We start from the raw sequence: 5,987 nt of genomic DNA, 5'->3' as shown, positions 1-5,987 counted from the left end.
GCGCTCGTTACGGCGTGTGTGACCGGACGGCTGGCGTTGACGTGGGCCTGCCGGGTGGGAGTGCCCGCCGCCCGGCCCGGCGGTCTCGGGGCGATGGTGGCGGGCACGGTACGCCCCCGCGCCCTCTGGCCGGCCACCCTGGCCGCCCTGCTCGTGACCGCGGCCGCGGGAGGTCTGAGCCCTCTCGGCGTGGTGGTGCCGCCGATCGCGCTGCTCGCCGGCCTGGGGGCGGCTCTGCTGCTCCTGCGGCACGCCGGGCGCCGGCTGGGCGGAGTCACGGGCGACGTCCTGGGCGCCCTGGTGGAGGCCGCCACGGCCACCGCGCTGGTGGTCTGCGCGATGCTCGGCTGACAACCAGGAGGGTGTACGCCCCAGAAACGTCACACCAGGGGGCCGTCACACCAGGGGGCCGGTCGCGGGTGACGTCTCCTCGGGGACCGGTCGCGGGCGGCGTACCGGGGACAGGCGGAGCAGGGCCGTGCCGGCCACCGCCAGCACCACCCAGCCCACCAGGCCCGTCACCCCCGCCAGCAGCTCGTTCGGCGGCGCGGCGGCGTCGCCGAGCAGCAGGACGGGCCCGGCGACGGCGTTCAGCGACGCGTGCGCGACCACCGCGGGCCACACGCTGCCCGTACGCAGCCTGAGCCACCCGAACAGCACCCCCGCCAGCACGCAGAAGCCGATGAAGGCGAGCGCCGCCCAGGAGCCCAGCCGCGGGTAGTTGTAGCCGAGCAGCGTGAGCGGCGCGTGCCAGACGCCCCAGACGGCCCCGGAGAGCAGGAGGGAGGCGAGCACGCCGTTCGTGGTCAGCAGCCTGGGCAGCAGCCAGCCGCGCCAGCCCCATTCCTCCCCCAGCGCCGGGATCGCGTTCAGCACGGGACCCACGACGACGGCGACCACGATCTGCAGGACGGCGGCCGTGCCGGCGTCGGCGGGGGCCGCGACCCCGCGCGCCTCCAGCGCCGCCCTGAACAGGCTGAACCGGTCGAGGTCCACCGAGACCAGCCCCACGGCGGCGCTGAGCCCCATCGACAGGATCGCCAGCAGCGGCACCCCCAGCCAGGCGACCAGCACGAGCAGGCCCGTGCGCTTCCCGCTCTCGCCGAGCGTCAGGCCGGTCTGCGCGGCCCATTCCCTGAACGGCGTGCGCGTGACGGCCCACGCGCCGAGCACGCCCACCGCCGGGGTGAACATCATCAGCGCGGCCAGCCCCTGCGCCGACGGCGAGCTCAGCCCGCCGCCGAACCAGATGGGCAGCGCGACCGCCCAGGACAGTCCGAATGCCAGGACGATGAAGATGAGGAGGGGTCTTTTCATTTCTCCACTCGCTCCGCGATGAGGGCGTTGATGAGGGATGCGCCGCGTGCGGCGTCGTCGATGCTGATCGCGAGCTGTCCGCCGGAACGGTACCGGATGATCAGGCACTCGCCCCCGCGCAGCATGATGGTCGCGCTGCCGGGCACGCCGCGGAAGCCCCAGCCGCCGACCTGGCTCGGGTGGCGCGTCTCCGTCATGGCCGAGTCGATGCCGGACAGCCGGATCCTGCGCACCGGCCAGCCGAACGGGCCGAACCCGATCGCCACGCCGTCCTGCCCCGCGGTGACCGTGACGGACGTCGACAGCAGCCCGGCGACGAGCACGACGACCAGCACCGGCAGCAGGCCGGCCGACATGCCGCCGGGGACGAGGCCGACGAGCCGCAGCGCGATCGTCACGAGCAGGGCGCCGCCGGCGAGCGCGGTGACCGCGGCCAGCCACGGGTTGCTCACCCGGCTGACCCAGACCGCCCGCGTGCCCGCCCGCATCCGCAGGCGCGGCGGCTGCTCGCCGGGCGGCGGCGGCTGGTCGGGCGCTCCCCTGCCCGCGTAGCCGGCGGCCAGGGCGGCCGCGACGGACACGGCGACGATCCCGGCCACCAGCCAGCCCGACAGCTCGGCCCGGGTCCAGTCGGCGGCGTCGAGGTTCGCCAGCAGCGTGATGCCGTTGAGGCCGAGAGCGAACACGCTCAGGAACGCCAGCGAGCCCCACCAGTACGTCCGGCCGAGCCTGCGGGCCGGCCCCATGCCGCGCACGGCCACGCCCACCATGACCAGCCAGGGCACGACCCAGAGCGCGAGCACCATCGCCAGGTACGCGCCGAACGACGTGGCATTGTCGGGGGCGCCGCTCATTCCCCAGTGCACGGCCAGCGGTTCGGGCAGCCGGTCGCGCAGGGACAGGGGGACGATGATCAACACGGCGGTGACCAGCGAGCCCCACAACACGGCGGTCGTTCGGGCGTTCATGGCAGTTCCTCCAAAATCGCGATGAGGTCGTCACGGCTGTAGCCGTACCTCCTCGCTTCTTCGAGCAGTTCGCGGGTCCGCTGGGCGATCAGGGCCCGTCCGTCGGCACGCCGCGCCACGCTGACCCCCCGGCCGCGCCTGAACTCCAGCAGCCCCTCGTCGCGCAGGTCGCGCAGCGCGCGCAGCACGGTGTTGGAGTTGATGCCGAGCGCCTGGGCCAGGTCGCGAGCCGGCGGCAGCCGGTCTCCTGGCAGGTAGGAGCCCTCTCCGATGGCGCGCCTGATGGCCCCGGCGACCTGCTCGTGCAGGGGGCGCGCGTCGTTGAGATCGAGTGTCAGCAGCATGGTGCTAATGACACTAGCACCATGTCTCGGGAATCGCCGACCAGCGAGCTGACCATTGATTTGTAGGATGAACCCCTGTTTGTGAGTACGTAGAAACCGTGGATAGCATCGGTTTACGTGACCACTGTGCGGCTGAACTCAGCAGATCCAGTCTCCATCGCCACCGACGCGTTGGTCGTCGGCTTCAGGTCGGGTCAGGACGGCCCACGCGCCGCCACGGCCGCTGAATCCCTCGACGCGGCCTTCGGCGGCAAGCTCGCCGACTCGCTGAAGGCGGTCGCCTTCACCGGCAAGGCAGGTGAGGTGGCCAAGCTGCCCACGTTCGGCGCCATCGCCGCCCCGCTGCTGGTCGCCGTCGGCCTCGGCGACGCCCCCGACGAGGAGGCGCTGCGCCGCGCGGCCGGAGCCGCCGTCCGCTCGCTCGCCGGGACCTCGCGCGCCGCGCTCGCGCTGCCCGCGGGCACGCCCGAAGAGGCCGAGGCCGTCGCGCTCGGGGGGCTGCTCGGCGCGTACGCCTTCGCCCGTTACCGCACGAACGGCGCGCAGAAGGCGCCGGTCTCCGAGCTCACGGTGGTCTCCGAGCAGCAGGACGGCGTCGCGGAGCGCGCGGGGGTGCTGGCCGAGTCGGTCTCACTCGTCCGCGACCTGGTCAACACGCCCCCGTCCGACCTGTGGCCGGCCAAGTTCGCCGAGATCGCCGAGCAGGTGGGCGGCAAGGCGGGGCTGAGCGTCGAGGTGCTGGACGACAAGCAGCTCAAGGACGGCGGCTACGGCGGCCTCATCGGCGTCGGCCAGGGCTCGGTCAACCCGCCGCGCCTGGTCCGCCTCTCCTACAGCCACCCCGAGGCCGCCAAGACGCTGGCGTTCGTGGGCAAGGGCATCACGTTCGACTCGGGCGGCCTGTCGCTCAAGCCGTCCGCCTCCATGGACTGGATGAAGTCCGACATGGGCGGCGCGGGCGCCGTGCTCGGCGCGATCCTCGGCATCGCGCGGCTCGGCCTGCCCGTCAACGCCGTCGGCTACCTCTGCCTGGCCGAAAACCTGCCGAGCGGCACCGCGCAACGCCCGTCCGACGTCATCCACAGCTACAGCGGCAAGACGGTCGAGGTGCTCGACACCGACGCCGAGGGCCGCCTGGTGCTCATGGACGGCATCGCCAGGGCCGCCGAGGACGGCCCCGACCTGATCGTCGACGTCGCCACCCTCACCGGCGCCCAGATCGTCGCGCTCGGCTGGCGCACCGCCGGCGTCATGTCCAACGACGACGCCGTCAGGGAGCTCGTCGTCGAGGCCGCCACGGCCGCCGGAGAGGGCGCCTGGGGCATGCCCCTGCCCGAGGAGCTGCGCAAGGGTCTCGACTCACCCATCGCCGACATCGCCAACCTCCAGCCGGAGCGCTGGGGCAGCATGCTGGCGGCGGGCATCTTCCTGAAGGAGTTCGTGCCCGACGGCGTGCGCTGGGCGCACATCGACATGGCCGGACCCGCCTTCAACAAGGGCGAGCCGTACGGTTACACCCCGAAGGGCGGCACGGGCGCCATCACCCGCACCCTCATCGGACTCGCCGAGCGGCACGCGAGCATCTGAAACAAATGAAAAGATGACGGCATCACGTACACCCCGACAAGGAGCCTTCCTGTGGCCTATGACATCGTCGTCCTAGGTGGCGGCAGCGGCGGTTACGCCTGCGCGCTCCGGGCGGCCGAGCTGGGCAAGTCGGTCGTCCTCATCGAAAAGGACAAGATCGGCGGCACCTGCCTCCACAGGGGATGCATCCCCACGAAGGCCCTGCTCCACTCCGCCGAGGTCGCCGACGAGACCCGCGAGAGCGAGTCCTTCGGCGTCAAGGCGCGCTTCGACGGCATCGACGTCCAGGGCGTCCACGCCTTCAAGGACAAAATCGTCACGCGCGCGTGGAAGGGCGTGCAGGGCCTGCTCAAGGGCGCCGGCGTGACGATCGTCGAGGGCGAGGGCCGGCTCGCCGGCCCCGGCCGGATCCAGGTGGGCTCGGAGGTCTACGAAGGCCGCAACGTCGTCCTGGCCACCGGCTCGGCGCCGAAGACGCTGCCGGGCCTGGAGATCGACGGCGAGCGCGTCATCACCAGCGAGCACACCCTCAAGATGGACCGCGTGCCCACCTCGGTGATCGTGCTGGGCGGCGGCGTGATCGGCGTGGAGCTGGCCAGCGTCTACCGCTCGTTCGGCGCCGAGGTCACGATCGTCGAGGCGCTGCCGCACCTGCTGCCGACCGAGGAGGAGTCCAGCTCCAAGCTGCTGGAGCGGGCCTTCCGCCGCCGCGGCATCAAATACGAGCTCGGCGTCTTCTTCGACAGCGCCAAGACCACCGAGACCGGCGTGGTCGTCACCCTCGCCAACGGCAAGACGCTCGACGCCGAGCTGCTCCTCGTCGCGGTCGGCCGCGGCGCGGTGTCGGCGGGCATGGGCTTCGAGGAGCAGGGCATCGCGATCGAGCGCGGCGCGGTCGTGGTCGACGAGCACTGCCAGACCTCCGTGCCCGGCGTCTACGCCATCGGCGACCTGATCCCGACGCTGCAGCTCGCCCACGCCGGGTTCGCCGAGGGCATCATGGTGGCCGAGCACATCGCCGGCCTCAACCCGCCGCCCATCGACTACGCGGGCGTGCCGCGCATCACCTACTCCGACCCCGAGGTGGCCTCGGTCGGGATCACCTCGGCGCAGGCGGCCGAGCGCGGCATCGAGATCGTCGAGCAGGTCTACGACCTCGCCGGCAACCCCAAGAGCCAGATCCTCGGCACCGCTGGCGCCGTGAAGGTCCTCGCCCAGAAGGACGGCCCCGTCGTCGGTGTCCACATGGTGGGCAGGCGCATAGGCGAGCTCGTCACCGAGGGCCAGCTGATCTACAACTGGGAGGCGCTGCCCGCAGAGGTCGCCCAGCTCATCCACGCACACCCGACCCAGTCCGAGGCCGTCGGTGAGGCGATGCTGGCCCTGGCCGGCAAGCCGTTGCACGTACACAACTAGTCCAAGCCCTCGAGATCAGAACGCGAGAGAAGAATAACGATGCCGGTCTCCGTACAGATGCCCCAGCTCGGCGAGAGCGTGACCGAGGGCACGGTAACCCGTTGGCTGAAGAAGGAGGGCGAGCGCGTCGAGGCCGACGAGCCGCTCCTCGAGGTGTCGACCGACAAGGTCGACACCGAGATCCCGTCGCCGTCCGCGGGTGTCCTCACCAAGATCGTCGTGGCTGAGGACGAGACGGTCGAGGTCGGCGCCGAGCTCGCCATCATCGACGAGAACGGCCAGCCCGGCGCCGCCGCGCCGGCCGCCGAGGCCGCCCCCGAGGCCGCGGCGCCCGCTCCCGAGCCCGAGCCTGAGC

Annotated in this window: 7 protein-coding genes; 4 read left to right on the top strand and 3 right to left on the bottom strand. The window is 72.2% G+C overall.

Annotated features, from left to right (window positions below):
- A partial coding sequence (locus tag ETD85_RS59430; RefSeq protein ID WP_206059584.1) for an adenosylcobinamide-GDP ribazoletransferase occupies nt 1–351 on the top strand: 351 nt, incomplete at its 5' end.
- Nucleotides 352–396: 45 nt separating this feature from the next.
- Here ETD85_RS59430 and ETD85_RS59425 read toward each other — a convergent pair.
- The 3 genes from ETD85_RS59425 to ETD85_RS59415 are packed head-to-tail and all read right to left on the bottom strand — an operon-like array spanning nt 397 to nt 2,629.
- The gene (locus ETD85_RS59425) at nt 397–1,317 is read right to left on the bottom strand and encodes a CPBP family intramembrane glutamic endopeptidase (RefSeq protein WP_138698617.1); all 921 of its coding nucleotides are present in this window, start codon (nt 1,315–1,317) and stop codon (nt 397–399) included.
- Nucleotides 1,314–2,285 (bottom strand): SdpI family protein, encoded by a 972-nt coding sequence (locus ETD85_RS59420; RefSeq protein ID WP_138698616.1) that lies wholly within the window; start codon nt 2,283–2,285, stop codon nt 1,314–1,316. Before ETD85_RS59420 ends, ETD85_RS59425 begins: the two co-directional genes overlap by 4 nt.
- A complete protein-coding gene (locus ETD85_RS59415; protein ID WP_138698615.1) occupies nt 2,282–2,629 on the bottom strand; it encodes a GntR family transcriptional regulator in 348 nt (115 codons plus the stop codon). The genes ETD85_RS59420 and ETD85_RS59415 overlap by 4 nt, the downstream gene beginning before the upstream one ends.
- A gap of 117 nt (nt 2,630–2,746) precedes the next feature.
- Between ETD85_RS59415 and ETD85_RS59410 the strand changes: the two genes are divergently transcribed.
- From ETD85_RS59410 to ETD85_RS59400, 3 genes are all read left to right on the top strand, one after another.
- Nucleotides 2,747–4,216 (top strand): leucyl aminopeptidase, encoded by a 1,470-nt coding sequence (locus tag ETD85_RS59410; protein ID WP_138698614.1) that lies wholly within the window; start codon nt 2,747–2,749, stop codon nt 4,214–4,216.
- Between the two features lie 51 nt (nt 4,217–4,267).
- The gene (lpdA, locus tag ETD85_RS59405; protein WP_138698613.1) at nt 4,268–5,632 is read left to right on the top strand and encodes a dihydrolipoyl dehydrogenase; all 1,365 of its coding nucleotides are present in this window, start codon (nt 4,268–4,270) and stop codon (nt 5,630–5,632) included.
- Nucleotides 5,633–5,671: 39 nt separating this feature from the next.
- A partial coding sequence (locus ETD85_RS59400) for a biotin/lipoyl-containing protein (protein ID WP_338087270.1) occupies nt 5,672–5,987 on the top strand: 316 nt, incomplete at its 3' end.

Origin of the sequence: Nonomuraea zeae, assembly GCF_005889725.1 — a bacterium.
Classification (GTDB): domain Bacteria; phylum Actinomycetota; class Actinomycetes; order Streptosporangiales; family Streptosporangiaceae; genus Nonomuraea; species Nonomuraea zeae.
The sequence above is the reverse complement of the archived record's forward strand: the minus strand, read 5'-3'. Positions and strand labels throughout refer to the sequence as shown.

Bases quoted from the DNA above. Each gene is read 5' to 3' on its own strand.
- ETD85_RS59420 (WP_138698616.1), bottom strand. From the start codon at position 2,285: ATGAACGCCCGAACGACCGCCGTGTTGTGGGGCTCGCTGGTCACCGCC.
- ETD85_RS59425 (WP_138698617.1), bottom strand. From the start codon at position 1,317: ATGAAAAGACCCCTCCTCATCTTCATCGTCCTGGCATTCGGACTGTCC.
- ETD85_RS59415 (WP_138698615.1), bottom strand. From the start codon at position 2,629: ATGCTGCTGACACTCGATCTCAACGACGCGCGCCCCCTGCACGAGCAG.